Genomic DNA, 24,253 nt, shown 5'->3' on the forward strand with positions numbered 1-24,253 from the left:
CAATCCTTATTTATCATCTTTTACTTCTTCAAAATCAACATCAATAACAGGGCCATCATCTTGCATATCAGCCTCTGATTTCTTTTCTTCTTTTGTAAATGTGTAAGTATAAGTTTCTGTTTTTTCTTTTTTGTTTTTATTAACATACTTTCTTATAAATTTAAAGTACACCCATCCTATAAGGATCAGTATTGCAACTCCTATTAAAACATAAGGTAATACCCAAATTGCAAAAGCGAATATAAGTATTGTAACAATTATTCCTAATAATATTCTTAAATACTTCTCCATATATTATCACTCTCTTTATATTTTTTATTTTATTAATTATAACATAAAGTGAAAGAAATAAAAAACAATTATTCCTTTCTAATTTGTAACCTAATGTGCTTATATTTAATGCTTTTTTTGAAAATACTAATTAAGATGTTTTAAATATAGAAATAATACTTAAGGAAGTGATAAAATGAAAAAATTTGTTTTTTTACTAATTACATTAATATTTTCTTTTTCAGCCTTAGCTACCTCTTCAAAACCTATTAAAGCAGCTGAATTAGAAGAAAGCACAAAAAAAATATTTTTAACCTTTGATGATGGCCCTGGTGGTAAGGTTACAGAAGAAATTTTAAACACCCTTAAAGAAAATGATGTAAAAGCTACATTTTTTTTAATAGGAGAACTAGTAGAAAAACACCCTGATTTAGTTAAAAGAATGAATGATGAGGGTCATTCCATAGGAGTACACACCTTTACCCATGAGAGAAATAAAATTTACAGAAATGACTCCTCATTCCTAGAAGAAAACTTAAAAGCTCAAGAATCCATAGAAAAAGTTATTGGAAAGAAAGTATTTTCTCTTAGATTTCCATTTGGTTCTAATAATAGTACATATACCTTAAAAAAATCCTTAGTAGACTCCTTACATAAACAAGGCTTTAGAATATATGATTGGACGGTAGATAGCACTGATGCTCTTAATCCAAACCTAAGCCCAAGTTCTATAGTTCAAAAGTCAATTTCTAATTCTGATTATATTGTACTTTTAATGCATTGTGGATATTCTAATAATAATTCTGCTAAAGCATTGCCATCAATCATAAAACATTTTAAATCAGCTGGATATAGCTTTGAAGTAATAGATGAAAGTACTCCTGAAATTTATAGATTAAAAAATAAATGTTGAGATTATCTCTCAACATTTATTTTGTTCCTAAGGATAAAATAGATTCAACTAAGGTTTTAGCTATGCATTCCCCTTTTTCAGCCACTTCAGATTCATCCTTAATATTTAGATTTAAGTCTATTATTATACTTGGTTTATCCATATATAAAAGATTATAAACTTCGGCCTTCTTAACGCCCTTATTCTTATAATTGCTTAATTCAAAAAATGAGCATATATTCTCTGCAAACTTTCTCCCCTTTGAATCAAATTCTTCTACAAAGCAAAAAATTTCATTTGACTTTGAAAAATCAATATTTAAAGTGATATGCAAATCTGATTCACTTCTATTTACTCTTTTCACTATGCTTTTTAACTTTTCTCCATTTGAAATAAAAAATTCATTATAGGGAGTAAAATCAATAAACCTTAAATTATTTTGAGCTACTTCCTTCTTAAAAAAATAAAGAATAGTTCTTTGAATTTTTTCTTTTAAATCATCTGATGTATCTTTGTCTATAATATGCCCTTTACCTAAGTCCAAACTTATAATGGCACCTTGAGCTAAATACATATTATCCTCCTATGTTAAAGGGTTTTAATTTATAATATGTCCTTAATTGTCAAAGTGCCATTATCTTACCTATTTCACTATACTTTTATTTATAATATTTAAAAATTAATAGTCTAACCTATTTTCTTACTATAGACTTATGTCCATTTTCATAAATAACTAATTCTAATTGTGGATTAATTTCTTCAACAAAGGCTTTTATCCATGAATTTCTTAAATCATGAAACTCATTTACATCTCCTCCTACACTTTCCCAAAATCTTTCATGTAGGTCTCTACTCATATGCCATACTATTTTTTCAGGAGAATTTTCTAAAATCTCATTAATTCTATCACAAGGCATACCATCTAATATATAATCATTTAAAGAATTATACACTTCTAAAATATTTTCCCTATCTATTTTTCCTTTGCACTCATCTGCATTTATTTTTCCATGGTTTTCATAAAGCTCTATAAGCTCCTTCTTTACTCCCTTATCTTCCTTTAACATATTAGTTATATAATATGCACATCTACTCTCAGCTGAATTTATTCTTCCTTCTAACCAACCATGTATATTACTTTCATCTATTATTTCATCTAAAGGTTTATTTGGAGTTTTTTCTCCAAAATTTAAATTTGCATAAGAAACCCACTCCTCTACTGGCATATTTCTTTCCTTTGCTATTTTTAAAACTTCTTCCTCTAGATTTTCAAACCACTTTATTTTATCAAATAACCAAAAATGGATTTTTCCTAAAAATAAACTCATACTTTCACCTCTTAATATAATTTATAAATCAATTATATTTTATCTTTCCCTATTCTTCTGTAACATAGGTTACCTTCAAGATAATTTCTGTAAACTTTTTGTAAATAAAATAGCTATTTCCTAATTAATAACGTTTCAAATCGTTCTACGAAATTGTAAATGTACCATTTAAGTAATATAATAGAAATCGACTGTTTTATAAGGAGTTGATATATTTCAATGTACAAACCAAAGTTAATTTCTCTTTTAGATGATAAAGAGAACGGATTTTCAAAAGAACAATTTTTTAAAGATTTAATCGCTGGGATAATAGTTGCTATTATAGCACTTCCCCTATCTATTGCATTAGGTATTTCTTCAGGGGTGTCTCCTGAGAAAGGATTAATAACTGCAATCATAGCTGGATTTATAATTTCATTATTAGGAGGAAGTAGAGTTCAAATTGGTGGGCCTACTGGTGCCTTTGTTGTTATAGTATTTGGTATTATACAAAATCATGGAGTTGATGGACTAATAATTGCCACATTTATGGCTGGTATTATTCTTGTTTTATTTGGTTTATTACGATTTGGTAGCTTAATAAAATACATACCTTATCCAATAACGGTAGGATTTACTTCTGGTATAGCTGTAACTCTTTTCTCAACACAGGTTAAGGATTTTTTAGGACTTTCAATGACTAAAACCCCTTCTGAGTTTATACCTAAGTGGGAAGCTTACATATCTCATATGAACACTACAAACCTTTATACATTAGCTATAGGATTACTAGCACTTATTATTTTAATCTTTTGGCCAAAAATAAATAAAAAGATTCCAGGATCTTTAATAGCTTTAATAGTAACAACTTTAGTAGTATTTATATTTAATTTACCAGTTGCAACAATAGGAAGTCAATTTGGTAAAATAAGCTCAAATATTCCAATGCCTCATATTCCTAACCTAAATCTTAATACATTAAAAGCATTAATCGGACCTGCTTTTACAATAGCGCTTTTAGGTGGAATTGAATCTTTATTATCTGCTGTTGTTTCAGATGGTATGATTGGAGACAAGCATAATTCAAATGCAGAACTTATAGCACAAGGAATAGCTAATATGGGTTCTTCTCTATTTGGAGGAATTCCTGCTACTGGAGCAATTGCTAGAACTGCTGCCAATGTTAAAAATGGGGGAAGAACTCCTATTTCGGGTATAGTTCATTCAATAACTTTATTACTTATAATGCTTGTATTTATGCCTCTTGCTAAATTCATTCCATTAACTACTTTATCAGCAATATTAATAATTGTTTCATATAACATGAGTGAATGGAGAACTTTTAAAGCAATACTTAAGGCTCCTAAAAGTGATATAGCTATATTACTAACAACATTTTTCTTAACAGTATTATTTGATTTAGTAATTGCTATAGGAATAGGAATGGTAGTTTCTATGTGCTTATTTATGAGAAGAGTTGCTACTTCTATAGAAGTAAATGAATTAAATGAAAGTGACTGTTCTGATAAATCTAATATAGATACTGATATGGAAAATCTTAAGGTTGGAGAAAATGTCTTAGTCTATGATATAAGAGGTCACCTTTTCTTTGGTGCTGTAGATACATTTATGAATACAATGAAGGAAATAAATGATGATGCAAAGGTTCTTGTTTTAAGAATGAGACATACTAAGACTTTAGATGTTACAGGATATAAACAAATAAAAAATATAGCTCTAAGTTGTAAGTCTCGTAATATGACTTTAATAATATCTGAATTACAAGAACAGCCAAAAAAAGTTATGAGACTTATGGGATTTATAGATACTTTAGGTGAAGATCACTTTGCTACAAATTTTGATGAAGCTTTAGAAAAAGCAAATTCTTTAATTTAAAATAAAAGACACTAGTAATTACTAGTGTCTTTTTCATTTTCTATTCTTCAGATTCTATATTTTGTAACTCTAATTCTAAGTTTTCCATATCTTTTTTATTTTTTTGGTTTTTATCATATAACAGTGATGCTACAAAAGCACTTCCTGCTAGGGCTAATAGAGCAAGTTTTCCTTTTTTTATTTTTTTACTCATAATCTCACCTCACCACATTTATATATTTATGTAGGATTAAAGTTTAAGCCTACAAGAAAATACAAAATATTTTATTCTATTTATTTAAATCGTATTTTTCTTCTTCCCAAGTTGTTTTCTCTAATTTAGCTAAAACAGTATCTAAAGCCATGTCTGGATGAATTGTTTCCTCATGTGATATTGTTATATTAGACATAGTCATAGCAAATTTAACAATATCCTCTATAGGCATTTTATTCATATATCCGTATCCTAATCCAGCTACAAAAGAGTCCCCTGCTCCTGTAACATTTTTAACATCAACTTCTGTTGCCTTTATTTTACCGCAAGATACACCGTCATTATAGAATATACCGTCAGCATCTAAACTTATAAATACCTTTTTAATTCCTAAACCTAAGAAATAATTACTTGCCTTTATTAAGTCATCTGTATCTGTTATAGGGAAACCTGCTAATATTTCTGCTTCATGTCTATTAGGTTTTATTGTATGGAAATCCTTTATAAGATGTTTTACCCAGCTTGCTTTTTCTGCTGATACTGGATCTAAGATAAAGTTAGTTTTATCCTTAAAGTTCTTTAATAAATATTCCATTATTTCTGGATTATCAGAATCTAAAACTGTATATTCAGCATTCTCAAAGATTTCTCTTTTAGAATCTATGAAATCAGTATTCATAGCTCCTATACTTTTCATATCTGCAATAGCAGAAACCATTTCACCATTTTCATCTAAAATAGCTAAGTAAGTTGGAGTGCTTCCACCTTCTATTACCATAGAATCGTCCATATGATATCCTATTTTCTTTGAGTGCTCTACTATACTCTTTCCATGCTCATCATTACCTAATATGGACATAAAATTAGTATTTACGCCTACTCTTGCCATATTTTCAGCAATGTTTCTACAAACGCCCCCAAAAGATATCTTTACATGACCTGGTGTTGAGTTATAGGGTCTATAACTGGCCTTACTAAATCCAAACACATCCACTACAGAAGCTCCAAATACCAATAAATATGGTTCTTTTCTTAAGTTCATTTAATTAATCCTCCCTATTTTAAAAAACATAAATTATAATTATTCAGCAACAAACTGATTGTTTTCTCTATTATATATGTATCCACAGTCTTTAAGTCTTTGTCCAATAATATCTTTTTCAATTCCTAAATCATCACACAAACTTTCTATATCACTATAGTAATCTCTTAATTTTAAATTTATAATACTAAGTAACATATATGGATCCATCTCTCTATAATTACCAATGTCCATTAAAAAAATCTCTCCTTTAAAAAGTGCTTTAATATTATTATATACAACTTATTTAACTTCTACAATTTTTTATTTAATTTATTATCATATTTTTATTTAATTTATTATCACATTTTAATAAATCTGCATAGTATGTTATTAGGTTAATTATACTAACTTAACCTCCTGTTTAAAAAATCACTATAACTCTTACTATACTATATTTACTTCTTTGCATTTACAATAAAAACCGTTGATAATCAACGGTTTTTATTGTTTTATATATTTTTTCTTTTACTTTTTATTTCAAATATTAAAAATAATAAAAGTGTACTTAACTCAGTTATTGGAATTGTTAGCCATACTCCATAAACCCCTATAATTCTTGGTAAGACTATTATAAATATAATAACAAATACTAATCCTCTAAGTGTTGATAAAAGAGATGATTCCTTTGATTTTTCAACTGCTTGTAAATAAGCTATGTTAAGTATGTTGCTTCCATTAAATAAGAATGCTATAAAGTATAGATATATTCCCTGTCTAGTTATACTTAATAATCTTCCCCTATCACTTGTAAATAGTCCTATCATTTGATTTGGTAATAATAGTCCCATACCTAGAAAACCTACACCTAAAATTAGTACTATTATTCTTGTTAACCTTAAGAATTCTTTAACACGTTCTTCCTTTTTAGCTCCAAAATTTACGCTTATTAAAGGTTGAACCCCTTGGGATACTCCATTAAAGACTGCCATGAATATTAAAACTATGTTTGTAATTATTCCATAGGCTGAAACTCCTAAGTCTCCTTCAAATTTATATATTACAATATTAAAAATAAATATGACAAAGCCTGCTGATATTTCATTTAAGAAACTAGGCACTCCATTTTTAAGTACCTTTCCTATATTATCTAAATTTATTCCTCCAAGTTCTATATGCATGGTATTATTTTTCTTTATAAAATGTATTGATAAAACTCCTAAGGCTACCAATTGCCCTATAGATGTTGCTAAAGCTGCTCCAAACATTCCTAGATTAAATATATATATAAATACATAGTCTAGTACTATATTAGTTGTATTTGATCCTATTACTGCATACATAGCTAATTTAGGCTCTCTATCATTTCTAACAAAAACAATAAATGCAGATGCAAAAATAAAAGCAGGATTAAAGGCTAAAATAATCTTTAAATATTCTTTAGCTAAAGGAAAGGTTGCTTCTGAAGCTCCAAGCATATAAACTATTTTATCTAAAAAGAAAACTTCTAATAAACTTATTATTATACAAAATATGATAGTTGCAAATACTGCCGAAGTAAATATTCTATTTACCCTATGGAATTTTTTTTGCCCCATAGCTACGGATAGGGCTGTTGCTCCTCCAACTCCAATAGTAAGCCCTATGGCACTATATAAATTATATATTGGCAAGGCTATATTTAGTGCAGCTAAGCCTAATTCTCCGATTTTATGACCTATAAACATGGTGTCAAATAATATACACACTGATAAGCCTAACATTCCTGCAACTGAAGGTATCATATATTTTCTTAATAATGTACTTTCTTTATCCTGTAGTAAATCTAATTTTTTGCTCATTGTACCCCTCCTTTATAATCTTATTCTTTTAAAATAAGTAGAATTTTATCTTCTATATTATTTTTTTCTTTTGATTTTTGTACATCTTTAAATTTATCCATTAAACTAACTGGGTTACCACCTAATAAAAATATATTATCTCCTAAGCTTAAGGCCTCATTTATGTCATGGGTAACCATTATAACTGTATTATTTTTTTCTAAATGATTTTTTTTAAATATCTCAATAATATCTTCTTTGCTACTTTTATCTAAGGATTTAAAGGGTTCATCCATTAAAAGGAGTTCTCCATTATAAAGAAGTGCCCTAGCTATATTTGCTCTTTGCCTCATACCTCCACTTAACTCTTTAGGATATGAGTTCATACAATCCCCTAGTTCAACTTCTCTTAGGATATTTTTAATTTTTTCTTTTCTTTCATCCTTTGCGTAAGTTTTTAATAAGGGAAGTTCCATGTTAGTGTATATACTATTCCATTCAATAAGCCTATCCTCTTGAAACACATAGGCTATTTTTTTAGGAACTCCTATAATTTCGCCTGAGTTAATCTCTTCAAGATTAGCTATTATATTTAATAAAGTGCTTTTTCCACACCCAGATTTCCCTAAAATACAGTTTATTTTTCCCTCTTCAAAGGTTAAAGAAAATTTATCATATATTTTTTTACTTCCAAAATTCTTTTCTATATTTATTAATTTAATACTCATTTTATTTCATCCACCTAAAAACTCTACCATCAATAGTTTTTTGTATTAAAGAAAAAATTATTCCTATAATAATTACTACTATTATCCATGCAAATACCATATTAGTATTTAAATAATTCTTTTCCACAAAAAGTGCCGTTCCTATACCATATTTAGGTTGTCCAATAACTTCTCCTCCAACTACTAACTTCATAGTTAGGGAAAAGGTTGAAACCATTATTCTACATATGGCAAAACTTATGCTTGGCAAATATATATTCTTTATTAAATTACCCATACCAATCTCATAAACCTTAGCCATCTCTAGTATATTTTTGTCTATATTTAATATAGCTCCTATTATGGCATCATAAAATATAGGAAAACTCATTACAAACCCAACTAATATAGGAGCTATGCCTTGACTTAACCAAATTAAAGCAAGTATTATAAAGCCTATTGTTGGTAAAGATCTCATTACATTTAATATAGGTATCATAAAATTATAAACATATTTATTAAAAGCACTAAACACACCTAAAAATAAAGCAATAACTAAGGCTAAGGTAAAACTTATGAAAGTTCTTCCTAAAGTACTTATTATTATTTTGAAAAAATCATTTGATTTTATTACTTCAATTAACCCCTTAAACGTTAAATAGGGAGAAGGTAATATTACCTCACTCCCTATAATCATACTAGCTAATTGCCATAAAATAAAAAGTATAACTGAAGATAAAAATATTAATTTCTTATTTTTGTAAGAAAATTTCTTCATTTATCTTTTTACCTCCTATAGCTTTAGGCTCTAAGCTGTAAATCTTGTCATAATATTTAATATATTCACTTTCACTATCTAAAGCACTTACGTAATTTAAATTTGCTCTTTCTAGAGATTTAGCTATTATTTCTTTTTTGCCTGTTATGCCAACTTCTTCTGCAAAGGCACCTGCTTCTTCTTTATTTTCATTTGCCCACTTAGTACTATTATCTATTTCCTTTAAGATCTTTTGAACAGCCTCTGAATTATTTTTTGCTAGGTCCTCTTTAACTATAACACTAGACTGAGGATATCCCATTTTTGAATCACTCATTTTTTTCCACTGTTCATTTAATGATGCTACTATTTTTGTTTCTGGTTTCTTTGTCATTATTTGAGTTAACATAGGTTCTGGAACAACTGCATATTTAGCTTTTCCCTCTATAAATAAAGGAGCTAATTCTGAAGCTGCATTTACATAACTTAATGTTAAATCTTTTTCAGGATTTATTCCATCATTTTGAAGTAATATCTTAAATATTAAATCTGGAGTCAATCCTTGACCAACATTGTAAACATCTTTTCCTTTAAGATCTTCTAAGCTATTAACAGAATCATCACTGCTTATAACATATAATGAACCAAAACCTACTGTTCCTGCAAGTTTATATTTAGCTTCCTTGTTATATGCAATAGCAGCTACATTTGAAGGAACTATACATATATCTCCCTCTCCTTTTAACACCTTAGAAACTAAAGCATCTGATCCCTTTACTATTGAATAATTTATATCTAAGCCTTTTATTATTTCTGGTTTTTCTTTTATCATTTTAACTATACTAATAGCTGGAAGTCCATCTGGTACTACTATTTCTATGGATGTTTTTTCTTCTGGTGCCTTAGCTTCTTCTTTCTTAGAAGTATTACATCCTACTAATATACTTAATGAAAATAATACCATTAGACCTAATGATAAAAACTTATTTAATTTTTTCACCCCTGCACCTCCATATAATAAATTTTCTATGTTTTATTTTGCCACTTATTCATTATTTTTTCAATATATATCTATTTTTTTCCTTGAATTTCTGGCACTGGTTCTTCATTATTCTTTTTAGGTGCTTTAAATCTTTTTGAATTCCAAGAAGATTGTTGATCTTTCTTTGCCATAAATCTCACCTCCTCATCTTAAATCAGTTTTATTTTATGAGTAAAGGCTTATTTTATTCATGGCAAAATTAATCTACTTGTTTTCTCTCATTCTAGTTATTAATTCACTTTCTATAAGTTCTGATTTGGAAAAACCTTTTCTAAAATATCTTATTTGCTTATACTTTATCCCATTCATTTCAAAATCTAAAACATCTATTCTATCACCACTATAAGTAAAAGGATCCCTTCTTCCTTTAACATAAACTAAAAGTTCCATTCTTTAACTTCTCTCCTTTAAAAAATCTATAATGATTTTAATTATAGCACATTTTTCATTTTTATGAATATCTTCTTTATGATGTTCATATTTTAAATATATTATTTAAAATACTAAAATAAGCTTTGGTGGAAAATAACTTTCATCTCTAAAAATTATTCTCATCCAAAGCTTTTTATTAAAAGTAAATTTTTCTATTCTCTTTAGCCTTCTGCATTTTGAAGCTCGTAAATTTCCTCTATTGTTATACCTAGCTTTTCTGATATTAACTCAGGTGATAATATGCCTGCAAGGCTTTTTGCTATTCTTAATTGCTCTTCTTTTCTTGCATTTTTAACAGCTAAATCTCTTTCTTCATTATATAATCTCTCAATCTTAGTCATTTCTAACAACTCCTTAAGTTCTCTTGCTTCTTCTTCACTAATAAACTTATCTGTAGATTCAATTATTCCATTTAATATAATTGCCTCATCTCTTTCAGATTTTATTGATTTTGCTAACTGAACACAATCTCTTAAAATATTGCTATCATCATGCTCACTCTTCATAAGTGGCAACATTATGAATTTTATCTTATCAGCTTGAGTTAAATTATCTTCTAAAACCTTCTCCTTTAACTCTTTTAAAACTTTCTCCGCAGTTAGCTTATTCATAAATATGCTTTCTGAACAAATAAGTATATCTCCAAAACTTAATGTGTTTCTAGCTTCCTTAACACTTGAATTATAAATTATAGCCATTCTAACCTTTGGAAAGGCTCCTCTATGCTTATAATATCTCTTTATAACCTTAACAGCCACCTCTAAGTATATAAACATATTTTCATCTATATTTTTTTCATCCTCATATCCAAAAAGTAAAATAGAGCCATCTTCTAAAATAAATATTTCATTAGGCCCTCCATCTGAAACTTCATTTTCAAAAAAGTTTCTTGGTAGCCTGTCCATTATTTTAGGCATATCATTAACGCCTAAAATTTCTAGTGGTTTTCCTTTATAAAGTTGTCCCATAAGCTTATATAAAATATCCTTAGCTCCGTAACTTATGTTAGTTCTTCCCATGTTTTTATCACCCTCACTTTGTTGAGAATATATTCTTTTCAATTATTATATCACATTTTATTTACATATATATTTCATCTATGCCTAAATTAAAAAGTTTTTATTAAATAGCAGTTATAAAATTATATATATTTAGTCCTATAATTAAAATTGTTATAGTATTAAAAACTCTTAATATTATTTCATTACTAAAGATTCTATTAAATTTTGCCCCTATAAAACCTCCTAAAACACCTCCAAATATCATATATGGAAGCATGGATAGATCATACCCAGAAAAGCCAGTTCCAAAAGCAATAGTTAAAAGTTTAGATGCTTGAGAAAATAGTATTATAAGGACAGAATCTCTAGCAGCATTCTTAGCTTCCATGGAAAAGAATATTGTTAAAAAGGCAACATTTATTGGTCCTCCCCCAATACCTAGAAAGGCTGCTATTAATCCTAAAAATATCCCAATTATAGTGCTTAAAATAAAGTTATCAATTTTGTAACTCTTAAACTTTTCTTTATTATTCATGTATATATAAACAAATATTAATAACAATGCTAAAATTCCACTTTGCACTAAAGATACAATTCTTCCTTGAACAATTTTTAATATAAAAGTTAATAACTTTTGTCCTAATAATCCTCCAATTACAGAACCAATACCTAATAGCCCAGTATTTTTTATATCAATCTTACTTTTATAAGATAATTGTTTGATTACCGAAACTAAGGCCATAGAAAAAATAGTACATGCTGATAAAACTCCAATAGTTTCTATATTGTAGTCTCCTAAGAAATCTAAAACTGGCTTTATTATTACTCCTCCACCAAGTCCAGCCATTGATCCACAAATTGTTGATAATAGAGCCACTAAAAAATATATTAAAACCATATTACCACTTCCTTAAATTAAGCTATTTATATTATTTTAAAATTCTCATCTATTATATTCTTTTACATTCCCTCCTTTCCATATTTAATTTAAAAAGCTCGCCTAAACTCACCTAAAAACTCTATATTTATATATTACAACAAAGTATTTCAAAAAGCTTAAACCCTAAATTGTTTACATAAGAAATCTTATGTAGTATGTTATACTTATATATTACACTATAAGGAGATATATTATGGAAACATTAAATGATTTATTGAATTTAGAGTTAAATAAATGTAGTATTTTTGACATAACAGAAGAACACTTAATCTTACTTAAAACAAAGGATTTTCACACTCAAAATAATTTTTATTTTTATCTTTATAATAAACTTACTTCTATAGAAAAGACAAAAAGAAAGGAACTTGCTTACTGCAATTATCTTATATCCTACTATTTATTTATAGTAATGATACCCTTATATTATGAAGAATTAGCTTTTTATCATGGAAAGAAAGCCTTTCAGTTAGAAAACTCCACAAAATATATGGAATGGCTTTTATTATTTGGAACCTTAGAGAAACCTCTATTAACTTATGAGATTTGTTCTAATCTTGCGAAAGAAATTTTAAAAGAAAATCCTAATTCAACCTTAGCTAACTTCTTTCTTATGTAAGATATGAGAAAATAACTAATACTTTTCCTCTTATTTTAAAAGGATTTTCCTTTTAGATTTATTATTTTTCATATAAAATTTAAATTGGCTGTATTAAAATAATTAAAACTTAAATATATTATTTAATTTTCTAAGATTAATTAATAAATTTTAGTTTAACTTATTATTTTAATACAGCCATTTTTATTTACATACTAATTTTTATTTTAAAAATACATCTCCAAAGAAATATCCTGTAAATATAAATCCCAAATTCCACAAGAATATCCCTGGAGTAGAATAGATTAAAAACTTAAAGAAATTCATTCTTACTGAACCTGCTATAATAGAAACTATGGTTCTTAAAACAGGCAATAGTCTACAAAGAAAAACTCCAAAAAGTCCTTTTTCCTTTAAAATAGTACTGCTTTTTCTTATGGTTGGCTGAACCTTAGGAAACTTCAATCCTAATTTATCTAAGAGTATTGCCCCTCCATAATATCCTATTAAATATAGTACTATACTTCCTAAAACTCCAGCCACAACTGATATAAAAACCACAAGAACTATACTTTGATTATTTCTAGAAGCTAATATCCCCGCAGCAGGCATTATTATTCCAGCTGGTAGTCCTGGTAGATTTAAATATTCTAAAAATACTATTACAAATAACAAGGTTAAACCATAAGTTGCAAAATAATTTAGCACAGCATCTATGTCCATAAAACTTTCTCTTTCTCCTTTCATATAACCCCTTAATTTAATATTTTCCCCTAAAATCTAAATAAAATTCAATACACAAAATCAAAATCACAAACTAAAATCTTATCTTTCCTCCAAAGAAATATCCAACTACAATTCCTGTAAAGTTCCAGCAAAATATACCTGGTATAGAAAAAATAATAAACTTAAAAAAATTAACCTTTACAGTGCCACATATTAAGGATACATAGGTTCTAATAATAGGTATTAATCTACATATGAATATCCCTAAAAAACTATGCTTTTCTAGTATTTTTTCTGTTTTTTCAAGCTTATCTTCTATTTTAGGATGTTTAATTTTAATCTTTTCTAAAAGTGTTGATCCTACAAAATAACCTAACAAATATAATATTATACTTCCTACTAGACCTGCAATTAAGGATATTAGCATTACTTTTATTATTCCCTTATGAGCTTGTCCTGCAATTATGCCAGCCGCTGGCATTACTATACCTGTAGGCATTGCAGGTACGCAATATTCACCTACAACTATTAAAAATAATACAATTAACCCATATGTATGTATATAATACAAAATATCTTGCATGGTCATAAATACCACCATTCTTTCCTTAATTAATATTACCAAGTCAATATATAATATTATAACATATAACCACTTTTAATCCTTATTATTCCTATTTAGTAAATACAAAATAAAAAGGGTGTATAAAGACAAAATCTACTATAAAACTTATAAATATTATAAATATATTATCTAAAGTAGCTTTATAATATAACCTATTATAATTTTACAATTATAAATTTAATAATTGTAAAAACTCATTTATAAGTTTTATCTTTTTGTCTTAATACATCCCATTTTTTAATTATCTATTTGCATACTTTTTATTTCTTTTAAAGATAATCCTGTTTTCTCAGCTATTACTTCATCATCTAATAGTCCTATAAGATTTCTAGCTATGTTTTGTCTTTCATAGGCAACAGCTTCATTTACTAATCCTTTTTGCTTTAACTCAGCCGTTGAATTTAATAAGGATTCTTCATCATAAAAATCTAAATAAGAATAATGTTCTCCATCAATATCCCATCCTAAAATAGAATCTACACTTACATTTTGTGCTGCTCTAAATATTGATTTATCTACTCCATCAAACTTTTCTTTAAACTCTTCAATCATATCTTTAATTTCAAAACGCTTATTACCTATTTTTTTAGCAGCTACCATACATGCACAGTTTAATGGCCATATTCCAGCTCTTTGAATCCATCTTTTTATATATTTTTCTTCTATATAATATAGAGGTCTTATAAGCTCTATTCCATCAAAATTAGCAGCTTTTAATTTTGGTAACATGGTTTTAAAGTTACCTGCATATAAAACATTAAGCATTGTTGTTTCTATAACATCATTAAAGTGATGTCCTAAAGCTAACTTATTACATCCAAGTTCCTTTGCCTTACCATATAATGATCCTCTTCTCATTCTTGCACACATATAACATGGATAATCCTTAGCTATTTTGTCTACAACTTGGAATATTCCTGAATCATAAATATGTACTGGTATATCTAAATATTTGCAATTATCCTCAAGTAACTCTCTGATTTGAGGATGATATCCTGGATCCATAGCTAAAAATACAAGTTCAAAGTTTATTTGACCATGTTTTTTTAACTCTTGAAAAAGCTTTGCCATTATTAAAGAATCTTTTCCTCCAGAAATAGCAATAGCTATCTTATCCCCTTCTTCTACTAATTTATAATCCTTTATAGCTTTTATAAATTTTGACCAAACTTGTTTTCTATATGTTTTAACTAAACTTCTCTCTATCTCAGCTAAAGGTCTTCTCTCATTAAATGGTACTAAAATCTCGCATCCTTCTCCTGCTACACCACTCATTCTAATCACCTCACTATATAAAACTCTTTTGTTATTATAACAATTTTATCTCTTTTTGTCTTTATAAAATGGTACTTAATTAAATCCTCCTCCTATTTAACTAAATTTATTTAAGAACTCATCCAAAATTAAACAAATTAAGTATTATTTGATGTATAATTGTTTATAAATAATTTATATATATATTGGGAGGTTTTTATATGAATGCTGTTATTACCGTTGTTGGAAAAGATAAGGTTGGAATAATCCATGGTGTATCTGGTATATTGAATGACAATAATGTAAATATATTAAACATAAGTCAAACAATTATGGATGGTTATTTTACTATGATAATGCTAACAGATATATCAAATTCAACTAAGGATATTTCTTCTCTAAAAGAAATTTTCAAAGAGTTTTCTTTAAAAAATTCACTAGATATATCCGTTCAACATGAAGATATATTTAATTCAATGCATAGAATTTAATTAGGAGTTTGATGGTATGTTAAAGAATAATGAGATTTTAGAAACTATAAGTATGATTAAAGAACAAAACTTAGATGTAAGAACTATAACTTTAGGATTATCTTTAATGGATTGTGCTTGTGAAGATGTTAAAGTTTTAAGTGAAAAAATATATGACAAAATAACAAAAACTGCTGAAAATCTAGTTAAAACTGGTGAAGACATAGAAAAACGTTTTGGAATCCCTATAATAAATAAAAGAATTTCAGTTACTCCTATATCCATAGTAGCTGCTTCTTGTAATTGTAATTCCTATTTAGATATTGCTAAGGCAATGGACAAGGCTGCAAAGGAAGTTGGTGTAGATTTTATTGGAGGATTTTCTGCCCTAGTACATAAAGGATTTACAAATAGCGATTTAAAACTTATAAAATCCTTACCTGAATCCCTAGCTAATACTGATATAGTATGTTCCTCTGTTAATATTGGCTCTACTAGATATGGTATAAATATGGATGCTGTAAAACTTATGGGAGAAACTATAAAAGAAACTTCTTTAATCACTCCAGATGGATTTGGATGTGCAAAGCTTGTTGTCTTTTGTAATGCCGTAGAAGATAATCCTTTTATGGCTGGAGCTTTCCATGGCGTTGGTGAGGCTGAAAAAGTTATAAACGTAGGTGTTAGTGGACCTGGCGTTGTAAAGAAAGCTTTAGAAGAAGTTCGTGGAAAAAGCTTTGAAGAAGTTGCTGAGACCATAAAGAAAACTTCTTTTAAGGTTACTAGAATGGGACAACTAGTAGCTAAGGAAGCTTCTAAACTTATGGATATTCCTTTTGGTATTGTTGACCTTTCTCTTGCTCCTACTCCTGCCGTTGGTGATTCAGTTGGAAGGGTCTTAGAGGAAATGGGCCTTTCAAATTGTGGAACTCATGGAACAACTGCCGCCCTAGCTCTATTAAATGACGCAGTAAAAAAAGGGGGACTTATGGCATCTTCCTATGTTGGTGGATTAAGCGGTGCATTTATTCCTGTTTCAGAGGATGAATGCATGATAGAACAAAGTAAAAATGGATTTTTGACCATTGAAAAATTAGAAGCTATGACTTGTGTTTGTTCTGTTGGTTTAGACATGATAGCTATTCCAGGTAAAACTTCAGCATCTACAATATCAGGAATAATTGCTGATGAAGCAGCTATAGGCATGATAAATAATAAAACTACAGCTGTTAGAATAATTCCTGTACCTAATAAAGATATTGGAGATATAGTAGAGTTTGGTGGACTTTTAGGCTCTGCTCCTATTATGAGAGTTTCACCTGGTAATTGTGATGACTTTATCTCTAGAGGTGGAAGAATTCCAGCCCCTGTTCACTCTTTAAAAAATTAATAAAGATATGCTACTTAATCATTTATAAATTAAAATTTATAAATAAGCTTATAAAAACAAACTAAAATTAAATAAACCTTACAAACTCCTTTAAGAATTACTAGGTTTTATTAAGAATTTAAATCCTAAAACTTATCTAGTTATTCCTTGAGATAATTTGTAAGGTTTATTATTAATTTTTATAAAATAGTTTATTTCTATATTAATAAAATTATCTTGTTATAATATTTAATTTACCAAAATATTTTTTATTTATAAAATTAAATACAGGAACTCCTATTACTGTTATTATAACAAACTCACCTAAGGCAACTTGTCCCATTGATAAAACTAAAGGTAGTCCATAAACATAATTAAGCATCCAACCTATTATAATACCATTAAATATTGTTGGCCAAATTGAAGCAATCCATATAGCTTTCTTTCCTTTTATATATTTACCAGTTAAATAAATTCCCCAAACACTTATAAAGGTTGCAAAGGTTCCCAAAACAATATCAATAGTACCATTTGGCCCTAATATATTTGCTATGAAACATCCTAGGGTCAATCCTACTATATAATCTTTTTTATAAAAGGCTAAAAGAACCATAATTTCTGATATTCTAAATTGTACCCCTAAATAACTTATAGGTGCTAAAGCTATTGTTAAGGTTGCATATAAAGCTGCAATAAGTGCTGATATAACTATTCTTTTTATATTTTTATCTGTCATATTTCCTCCTTAAAACATACAAATTCTAAAAGACTCCTAACTAAGATGTTTTAAGAAAGGTAAATAAAACCCTAAATATATTATTTTAAATTTAAAACAATATATTTAAAGCTAAAAATAATTACAAATAAAAAACCGTAGAAAATTCTACGGTTAAAAGCACACAAAATAAATCTTATATAAAAAATTATATAATGATACTTAAAACACCGTAGTTTTATTTAAAGACAGGAGGCTTTCGAACTGTCTATATATTATTTTTCCTAGTCATTATATAATATATATTCTTAAAAATCAATGTAAGATTTTATAATTTAGCTTTTATTATTTATTTTCACTATGTAATTTTACATCTAACTTTTTACCATTAGAACTTATTGTTATGTCACCATCTCTGAAAGTTTCATAAACTGTTATGCCAGCTTTTTTAAGATTGCTCATAGTCTCTTTATGAGGATGACCATATTTATTGTCTTTAGCGCAAGAAACTATGGCTATGCTTGGATCAACAGCTTTTAAAAACTCCTCACTAGTTGATGAGTGCGATCCATGGTGTCCTAACTTAAGCACATCGGCCTTTAAGTCCTTATTTTCATTTAAAATTTCTTTTTCTACTAAGCTTTCTGCATCTCCAGTAAACATAAAGGAATTTTGTCCATAGGATATTTTCATTACTGGTGAATAGTTATTTAGTTCTTCATACTGAGATTTAACTGGTGAATAAACCTGAACCTCTGTATCCTTTCCTAAATCAATCTTTGTTCCTTCTTTTATCTGCTTTATTTTTAATCCCTCATTTTTTACTGCCTTTAACATATTTTCATAAGTTTTTGTTGTATGTGCTACCTTAGGCGCATAAAAAGATTTAACATCAAAGTTTTCTAAAACTTCATCCATTCCCCCTATATGATCTTCATGAGGATGAGTTGCTATGGCTATATCTATAGTTTTTATGCCTCTATTTTTTAGATCTTTAACTAAGTCGTTAGCTCCTGCATTAGTTCCGGCATCAATTAACATATTAATTCCATTTACCTGAATTAACTCACTATCACCTTGTCCAACATTTAAATATGTAACACTCATTCCACTATATTCACTCTCTGCAGAACTCTTACTAATATTATTTTTCTGAGCTCCACATCCTGCAAAGCTTAAAACTGTAACTGTACTTATTATTGCTAATATTTTTTTAAACATTTTCCCTCCAAGAATCCTTTTTTTATAATATTAACACATTTTTAATTTTTTTGTAATTTAAAATATTTTTATAGGAAATATACCCCTTCTAAAATTAATATAAATATAATATAATTATAAATATAGTCAACAAATATATAAATAACAAAAAGAAGCATAGATTTTTTTATCTAGGCTTCTTTTTCTTGATTTATAGGAATGAGCATTTTTAATATGAATTTGTCATCTAAAGGTTCTATAATTATTTCTCCATTATATTTTTCTAAAGCTAGTCTTATATTTTTAAGGCCAATACCATGTAAAAACTTATCTTTTTTATCAGTTAAAAAATCTCCATTTAACTTTTTTATTTTATTTGTTTTAGAATTCTCGATTTTAATAACATAAAAATTATTTACACAATTACCTTTTAAACTTATGTATCTATTATTATCTTTAATCTTTTTACAAGCTTCAATTGCATTATCAATGCAATTAGAAAAAATTGTGCAGATATCAAAGTACTCAATAAAATTAACCTTTGAAAAATCTATAAAAACCTTTAAAGAAATATTATTTTCCATACATTTTTCTCTCTTATTATTTAATATTACATCTAACACTTCATTTCCAGTATTAAATCCTAAGTTTAGCTTGTCTATTTCTGAATTAAGACTATCTATATATTTTTTTCTTATACCTGTTTCTTTGTTATTTCCTTCAATACAGGCTATGTGATTTTTAATATCATGATAAAGTCTCTTTACTTTTTCTTGATTGTCTTTTAAATTAGAATAATATTTATATTCCATTTCTAACTTGTCCTTTATAAATTCATTTTCTAATTTTAATTTGTTATTTTTTATTATTTTACTAACAATAAACATTAAGGACATATTAGATAATAACAATAATATTGAAACAAAGAATATGGATACATTATCTCCAAAACCTTCTCGTCCCCCTTTAAAGGCATATCCAAATATAACTAAAATAATAATTATATTAGTAGCTATAGGAGTAAGAATATAAATAAAATCTCCCTTTCCAATATCTACACGAAACTTTAAACATCTAACAACCATTATTAAAGATATTAAAATAACCTTTGATAATATCATAGTTTCCATCCTATAGATATTTTTACCTAAAAGCTCCGATACATTAACTAAACTATTTATTTTTACTATAAAAGAAATAGATAGAGCTTCTACTGTAAGCATAAATAACCAAAATATTAATGAGATCATAATACATTTTATATTGTTTACTCTAAAATTAAATTTATAATATATTAAACCTATAAAAAAACATATTACTATTCTTTCATTTGGATATACATTTAGAACTTTTAATAAGATAGAAAAAATTATTATTACAATGAAGGAATAAACTTCTTGTTTATTTTTTCTTTTCTTAGGGCTAAATTGACTTATAATCAAATAAAAACTTACCCATTCTATAATCATGGAAGCATTCTCCATGAAGTCCCAAAACATTTGATTCATTAACATATTAAATCCCCTAAAAGGCTAGTTAACCTTAATTTTAAATTTTTCATTCTATGCTTACTTACAGGTAAAGTAAATTTATTTATTAAAAGATAATCCTTTTTAATCTCTTCTATCTTTATTAAATTTACAATATAACTAGTATGACATCTAAAAAAGCCCTTATTATTAAGCTCCTTTTCTAGTTTATTCATACTCATCTTTACTATATAATCTTGAGAATTAGTATGTATTATTACCTTTCTCTCAAAAGTCTCAAGAAAAAGTATATCTTCTGTTCTAATCTTTAAAACATTATTTTTATCTTTTATTGTTATGTATGTATATCTTTTATGTAAAATATTTTCTACACAAGCTGTAACCTGCTCTTGTAGCTCCTTAAATTTAACTGGCTTTATTAAATATCTAAAAGCACGAACTTCATAACCTTTTTGAATATAATCCCATAAAGCAGTTATAAATATAATCTCAACTTTATCATCATACTTTCTAACCTTTCTAGCAGTCTCCATTCCTGTTAACTCACCCATTTGAATATCTAAAAAAAGCATGTCCAAATTTTCTGGATATTCCCTTAATAGATCCTCTCCTGTCTCAAAGGTTAAAAGTTTATACTCTACTCCTATTTCATCTAAAACTTTACTTAAATTATTTTTTAATTCTTCTCTTTGCAAGGAATTATCTTCACATAAGGCAATACTAAACATGTCTAATAATCTCCTTTTCAACTTATATTTCTTATGTAATTTTATCATATTTTATTCTATATTGCTTAAGTTTATAAAACAAATTTGAAATCTTAAAAGGTAATTAAACAAGACCTAGAAAACCAGGTCTTATAAAAATCAATCTAAACTTATATATTTTGCTGTAAACCAAGCTGTCTTATAGCCATTACTTGCAAAATAAGTTCCTAGTGCATATCCACTTTCTATTTTATGAACATAAAGTCTTTCACCATTTTTCACCCAGCCCATTTTACTTGATCTTTGAGACTTTATATACCTAGCATCTAATTCTGTAACCACATTTATAACAGTGGCATTAGTATCTATTTTTAAATAATTCTGCTTTGCACTAACCCATACCTTTTGAGATTCTATATTAGTTGTATCTTTCCAATAAATTATAGGCAAATAATCCTTCTTGTCACATATCTCTGGTAAAACTCTTATTCTCTCACCTTTATATATCTCTCCTAAATCTTTATATATGCTACTTGGATTGTCTCTAGGGTCTAAATTAGCTATAGCTTTTGCATTAGTTGATTTCAAAAATTTCTCTTTTAAAGAATCCTCTTGACCTTCAGGTTTTATATTTTCTTCTATTTCCTTTTCATTTATAGCTTCAGCAATTAACTTTCCTATAAGATCTGGGCCTTTTTCCCTATATATCCTAACATCCTCAGTTGCTTCACAAAAACAAACTTCTACCAAAACTGCTGGCATTGATGTTTTTCTTAATTCATATAGTTTAGAATTCTCCTTAACACCTCTATTCTTAAGTCCAGTCCCCTTAGAAAGATTATCTACTATTCTCTTAGCGTATATCTCTGCTTTTCCTCCTCTGCCATAAATCCAAGTTCCAGTACCTAAAGGCCCTTCATATTTATCATAAGCTTTATCAAAGTGTATTGATAAAAATAATTCAGAATTATTCTCTTTGGCCTTTTGAACTCCTAAATATAAATCAGTATTAATATCACACTCTCCTGGAGTTACATCTATAACATTATGACCAGCTATATTTAAATATTTTATTAAAGCCTTATAAACCTTTCTATTCTCAATAGTTTCATCTATTATCCCCAAAGCTCCCTTTGCCTTAAAATTATGTCCACCCCTTACTGCTATCTTCATATAAAATACCTCCTAAAAATATTTATCTTTCACTATATAAATATTTTCAAGAGGTAAATTAAGTTGTTTAATTATAAAATTTATTTAATCTTCATATTATCTATATTTTCCAACCTTTTCATCCATGGTTACTCCGCCTTTTTTATAATCAATTTTAACTATTGATATAACTCTTCCAGCACCTTCTTCTATGCATATTTCTTGAGATTTTTTCACAATTTCTAGCAAATCATCAATTTTTCCTTCCATGGTAGTTTCCATAGGACCAACCTCAAACTTTACTCCTGTTGATTCTATATATTCAATAACCTTATCAACAACTTCATAAAGCCTTGAATCCTCTACTGAGGGAAGTATTTGTAAACTAACATTACAAGTATCCATATTCTTCACTCCTAATCTTAAAATATTTATAATTTATTCCTTAAACATAAAAATACTATTATTTTAAAGCTTATAATTTCATTTTATCATAAGTAATATATAGATAAATATTCAATTTAATATTTTAAATCCATCTTAATTCAAATTTTATATGCATATAAAACTTACTTCAATAAAAATTTAAAATAAAAAGACAGGCCTAAAGCCTGTCCTTTCATCGTAGTTAATTTAATATATAAACGTCTAAGTTTCTAACGCCCCAGTTAGATGCTTCTGCCTCTGTGTTAAAGAAAAGATCTACCCTGTTTCCTTTTATAGCACCACCTGTATCAGCTGCAATAGCATATCCATATCCTTCAACATATAATTTTGTTCCTAAAGGAATTACACTCGGGTCAACTGCTATTGTACTATATCCATTTGGATCTCTTAAAACATGCATTCCTGACGCAGTATATGCTTCTGCAGAACCTAATGGATGATTATAAGCTGTGGATTTAACACTAAGTTTTTTCTTAAAGTTTATGCTTTCTCCACCTCTACTTAAAGTTTGAGTTTCCTTTGTACCTTTAACAACTTCCTTATTAACAGGCTCTTTTACAACTAGTTCCTGTATAACGTTATTACTTACTTCTTTTCCATTTTCATAAACAAGTTCACGAGTTACTTTTTTCTCTCCATCTTGTCCATCATTTAATACTTCAGTATACGTTTGTGGTTTACTTTCATCCTTTTTAACCTCTGTTGTAAACTCTATAGGATGAACTTCTGTAACTTTTTTTACATCAACCTTTACCACTTCAACGTTCATTCCATCTTTTAAACTTTCTTTTTTGTCTGGTAGTATCTTATCATCATCATCAAAAGATATTCCTTCTGATTTTAACATATTCTCTACATTATCTTCCGCACTAACAATCTCTTTTTCGCCATCTTCTGTTTTTACTTTTACATTAACGGCCTTGTTTATAGTGATTGTTTCATTTTTTGATATTTTACTTTCTAATGAAGGTGTTACTTTGTCTTTAGGTGCTAATGTTATTCCATTATCGTGTAAAGCCCCTTGTACTGTACCTTTATAGGTAACAATCTCCGTTCTCTCTCCATTAACTACTACGTTAAGAGTTTTTCTCATTGAAAATACTACTATTCCTCCAACTAGAACTAACCCCGTCAGTCCTAAGGCTAAAGTTTTATTTCTATTTTCCTTTGAAAACAACTTTTTAATATTTACCATATTATCTCCTCCTTCTGGCAAGTAAAAGTT

27 protein-coding genes and 1 pseudogene are annotated in these 24,253 nt (G+C 27.6%); 5 read left to right on the top strand and 23 right to left on the bottom strand.

Annotation, left to right across the window (positions count from 1 at the left end; translation table 11 throughout):
• Positions 1-6: 6 nt before the first annotated feature.
• On the bottom strand, positions 7-291 hold the full coding sequence (locus CPF_RS08385) for a hypothetical protein (RefSeq protein WP_003454593.1): 285 nt from the start codon (positions 289-291) through the stop codon (positions 7-9).
• Positions 292-466: 175 nt separating this feature from the next.
• On the opposite strand from CPF_RS08385, the gene CPF_RS08390 reads away from it, so the two are divergent.
• The gene (locus CPF_RS08390; RefSeq protein WP_011590855.1) at positions 467-1,183 is read left to right on the top strand and encodes a polysaccharide deacetylase family protein; all 717 of its coding nucleotides are present in this window, start codon (positions 467-469) and stop codon (positions 1,181-1,183) included.
• 16 nt (positions 1,184-1,199) lie between these two features.
• On the opposite strand, the gene CPF_RS08395 is transcribed toward CPF_RS08390, so the two are convergent.
• Both CPF_RS08395 and CPF_RS08400 read right to left on the bottom strand, forming a co-directional pair.
• Positions 1,200-1,736: a hypothetical protein gene (locus tag CPF_RS08395; protein WP_011590856.1), complete on the bottom strand. Its 537-nt coding sequence runs from the start codon at positions 1,734-1,736 to the stop codon at positions 1,200-1,202.
• A gap of 118 nt (positions 1,737-1,854) precedes the next feature.
• Positions 1,855-2,490: a hypothetical protein gene (locus CPF_RS08400; RefSeq protein ID WP_011590857.1), complete on the bottom strand. Its 636-nt coding sequence runs from the start codon at positions 2,488-2,490 to the stop codon at positions 1,855-1,857.
• A gap of 219 nt (positions 2,491-2,709) precedes the next feature.
• On the opposite strand from CPF_RS08400, the gene CPF_RS08405 reads away from it, so the two are divergent.
• Positions 2,710-4,365: a SulP family inorganic anion transporter gene (locus tag CPF_RS08405; protein ID WP_003457300.1), complete on the top strand. Its 1,656-nt coding sequence runs from the start codon at positions 2,710-2,712 to the stop codon at positions 4,363-4,365.
• A gap of 40 nt (positions 4,366-4,405) precedes the next feature.
• On the opposite strand, the gene CPF_RS15025 is transcribed toward CPF_RS08405, so the two are convergent.
• The 10 genes from CPF_RS15025 to CPF_RS08450 all read right to left on the bottom strand — a co-directional run bounded on the left by CPF_RS15025 (position 4,406) and on the right by CPF_RS08450 (position 12,236).
• Positions 4,406-4,558 carry a hypothetical protein gene (locus tag CPF_RS15025; RefSeq protein ID WP_003457268.1) on the bottom strand — a complete coding sequence of 51 codons (153 nt, stop codon included), beginning with the start codon at positions 4,556-4,558 and terminating at the stop codon, positions 4,406-4,408.
• A 76-nt stretch (positions 4,559-4,634) separates the two neighbouring features.
• Entirely contained in the window at positions 4,635-5,600 is a 966-nt protein-coding gene (locus tag CPF_RS08410; protein ID WP_003454665.1) for a carbohydrate kinase family protein, read from the bottom strand.
• A gap of 39 nt (positions 5,601-5,639) precedes the next feature.
• Positions 5,640-5,834, bottom strand: coding sequence for a DUF4250 domain-containing protein (locus tag CPF_RS08415; protein ID WP_003454644.1), 195 nt, complete (start codon positions 5,832-5,834; stop codon positions 5,640-5,642).
• Between the two features lie 257 nt (positions 5,835-6,091).
• Positions 6,092-7,420, bottom strand: a complete 1,329-nt coding sequence (locus CPF_RS08420) for an MATE family efflux transporter (RefSeq protein ID WP_003457235.1) — start codon at positions 7,418-7,420, stop codon at positions 6,092-6,094.
• Between the two features lie 20 nt (positions 7,421-7,440).
• Entirely contained in the window at positions 7,441-8,127 is a 687-nt protein-coding gene (locus CPF_RS08425) for an ABC transporter ATP-binding protein (protein WP_011590858.1), read from the bottom strand.
• Between the two features lies 1 nt (position 8,128).
• Positions 8,129-8,884 carry an ABC transporter permease gene (locus CPF_RS08430; RefSeq protein WP_003474008.1) on the bottom strand — a complete coding sequence of 252 codons (756 nt, stop codon included), beginning with the start codon at positions 8,882-8,884 and terminating at the stop codon, positions 8,129-8,131.
• Positions 8,859-9,863, bottom strand: a complete 1,005-nt coding sequence (locus CPF_RS08435) for an ABC transporter substrate-binding protein (protein WP_003457296.1) — start codon at positions 9,861-9,863, stop codon at positions 8,859-8,861. The genes CPF_RS08430 and CPF_RS08435 overlap by 26 nt, the downstream gene beginning before the upstream one ends.
• 246 nt (positions 9,864-10,109) lie before the next feature.
• Positions 10,110-10,295, bottom strand: coding sequence for a hypothetical protein (locus tag CPF_RS08440; protein ID WP_003457312.1), 186 nt, complete (start codon positions 10,293-10,295; stop codon positions 10,110-10,112).
• A gap of 203 nt (positions 10,296-10,498) precedes the next feature.
• Positions 10,499-11,356 carry a hypothetical protein gene (locus CPF_RS08445; RefSeq protein WP_011590860.1) on the bottom strand — a complete coding sequence of 286 codons (858 nt, stop codon included), beginning with the start codon at positions 11,354-11,356 and terminating at the stop codon, positions 10,499-10,501.
• Between the two features lie 103 nt (positions 11,357-11,459).
• The gene (locus CPF_RS08450; RefSeq protein ID WP_003454673.1) at positions 11,460-12,236 is read right to left on the bottom strand and encodes a sulfite exporter TauE/SafE family protein; all 777 of its coding nucleotides are present in this window, start codon (positions 12,234-12,236) and stop codon (positions 11,460-11,462) included.
• A 235-nt stretch (positions 12,237-12,471) separates the two neighbouring features.
• Between CPF_RS08450 and CPF_RS08455 the strand changes: the two genes are divergently transcribed.
• Entirely contained in the window at positions 12,472-12,894 is a 423-nt protein-coding gene (locus CPF_RS08455; protein ID WP_011590861.1) for a hypothetical protein, read from the top strand.
• A 201-nt stretch (positions 12,895-13,095) separates the two neighbouring features.
• Here the strand turns inward: CPF_RS08455 and CPF_RS08460 are convergent, their stop codons facing one another.
• The 3 genes and pseudogenes from CPF_RS08460 to CPF_RS08470 form a co-directional block, all read right to left on the bottom strand.
• Positions 13,096-13,620 (bottom strand): DedA family protein, encoded by a 525-nt coding sequence (locus CPF_RS08460; RefSeq protein ID WP_003474005.1) that lies wholly within the window; start codon positions 13,618-13,620, stop codon positions 13,096-13,098.
• Positions 13,621-13,690: 70 nt separating this feature from the next.
• Entirely contained in the window at positions 13,691-14,182 is a 492-nt protein-coding gene (locus CPF_RS08465; RefSeq protein ID WP_003481611.1) for a DedA family protein, read from the bottom strand.
• Between the two features lie 453 nt (positions 14,183-14,635).
• Positions 14,636-15,499: pseudogene (locus CPF_RS08470) on the bottom strand (tRNA 2-thiocytidine biosynthesis TtcA family protein); the annotation flags it as partial.
• Between the two features lie 200 nt (positions 15,500-15,699).
• Between CPF_RS08470 and CPF_RS08475 the strand changes: the two are divergent.
• Both CPF_RS08475 and CPF_RS08480 read left to right on the top strand, forming a co-directional pair.
• Positions 15,700-15,969, top strand: coding sequence for an ACT domain-containing protein (locus CPF_RS08475; protein WP_003454568.1), 270 nt, complete (start codon positions 15,700-15,702; stop codon positions 15,967-15,969).
• A gap of 16 nt (positions 15,970-15,985) precedes the next feature.
• Entirely contained in the window at positions 15,986-17,338 is a 1,353-nt protein-coding gene (locus tag CPF_RS08480) for a PFL family protein (RefSeq protein WP_003474040.1), read from the top strand.
• A 211-nt stretch (positions 17,339-17,549) separates the two neighbouring features.
• Here CPF_RS08480 and CPF_RS08485 read toward each other — a convergent pair whose 3' ends face one another.
• From CPF_RS08485 to CPF_RS08515, 7 genes are all read right to left on the bottom strand, one after another.
• Complete coding sequence (locus CPF_RS08485; protein ID WP_003457240.1) at positions 17,550-18,053, bottom strand: QueT transporter family protein; 504 nt, start codon at positions 18,051-18,053, stop codon at positions 17,550-17,552.
• A 324-nt stretch (positions 18,054-18,377) separates the two neighbouring features.
• Positions 18,378-19,253: a ComEC/Rec2 family competence protein gene (locus tag CPF_RS08490; protein WP_003457231.1), complete on the bottom strand. Its 876-nt coding sequence runs from the start codon at positions 19,251-19,253 to the stop codon at positions 18,378-18,380.
• A gap of 170 nt (positions 19,254-19,423) precedes the next feature.
• Positions 19,424-20,746, bottom strand: coding sequence for an ATP-binding protein (locus CPF_RS08495; protein WP_011590863.1), 1,323 nt, complete (start codon positions 20,744-20,746; stop codon positions 19,424-19,426).
• The gene (locus CPF_RS08500; RefSeq protein ID WP_003449818.1) at positions 20,740-21,450 is read right to left on the bottom strand and encodes a LytR/AlgR family response regulator transcription factor; all 711 of its coding nucleotides are present in this window, start codon (positions 21,448-21,450) and stop codon (positions 20,740-20,742) included. Before CPF_RS08500 ends, CPF_RS08495 begins: the two co-directional genes overlap by 7 nt.
• A 138-nt stretch (positions 21,451-21,588) precedes the next feature.
• Entirely contained in the window at positions 21,589-22,602 is a 1,014-nt protein-coding gene (locus CPF_RS08505; protein WP_003456038.1) for an N-acetylmuramoyl-L-alanine amidase, read from the bottom strand.
• A gap of 96 nt (positions 22,603-22,698) precedes the next feature.
• Positions 22,699-22,986, bottom strand: a complete 288-nt coding sequence (locus CPF_RS08510; protein ID WP_003455890.1) for a thiamine-binding protein — start codon at positions 22,984-22,986, stop codon at positions 22,699-22,701.
• Between the two features lie 223 nt (positions 22,987-23,209).
• The gene (locus tag CPF_RS08515) at positions 23,210-24,223 is read right to left on the bottom strand and encodes a 3D domain-containing protein (RefSeq protein WP_003456055.1); all 1,014 of its coding nucleotides are present in this window, start codon (positions 24,221-24,223) and stop codon (positions 23,210-23,212) included.
• Between the last annotated feature and the right edge of the window lie 30 nt (positions 24,224-24,253).

The sequence above is a fragment of the Clostridium perfringens ATCC 13124 genome (assembly GCF_000013285.1).
GTDB classification, from domain to species: Bacteria; Bacillota; Clostridia; order Clostridiales; family Clostridiaceae; genus Sarcina; species Sarcina perfringens.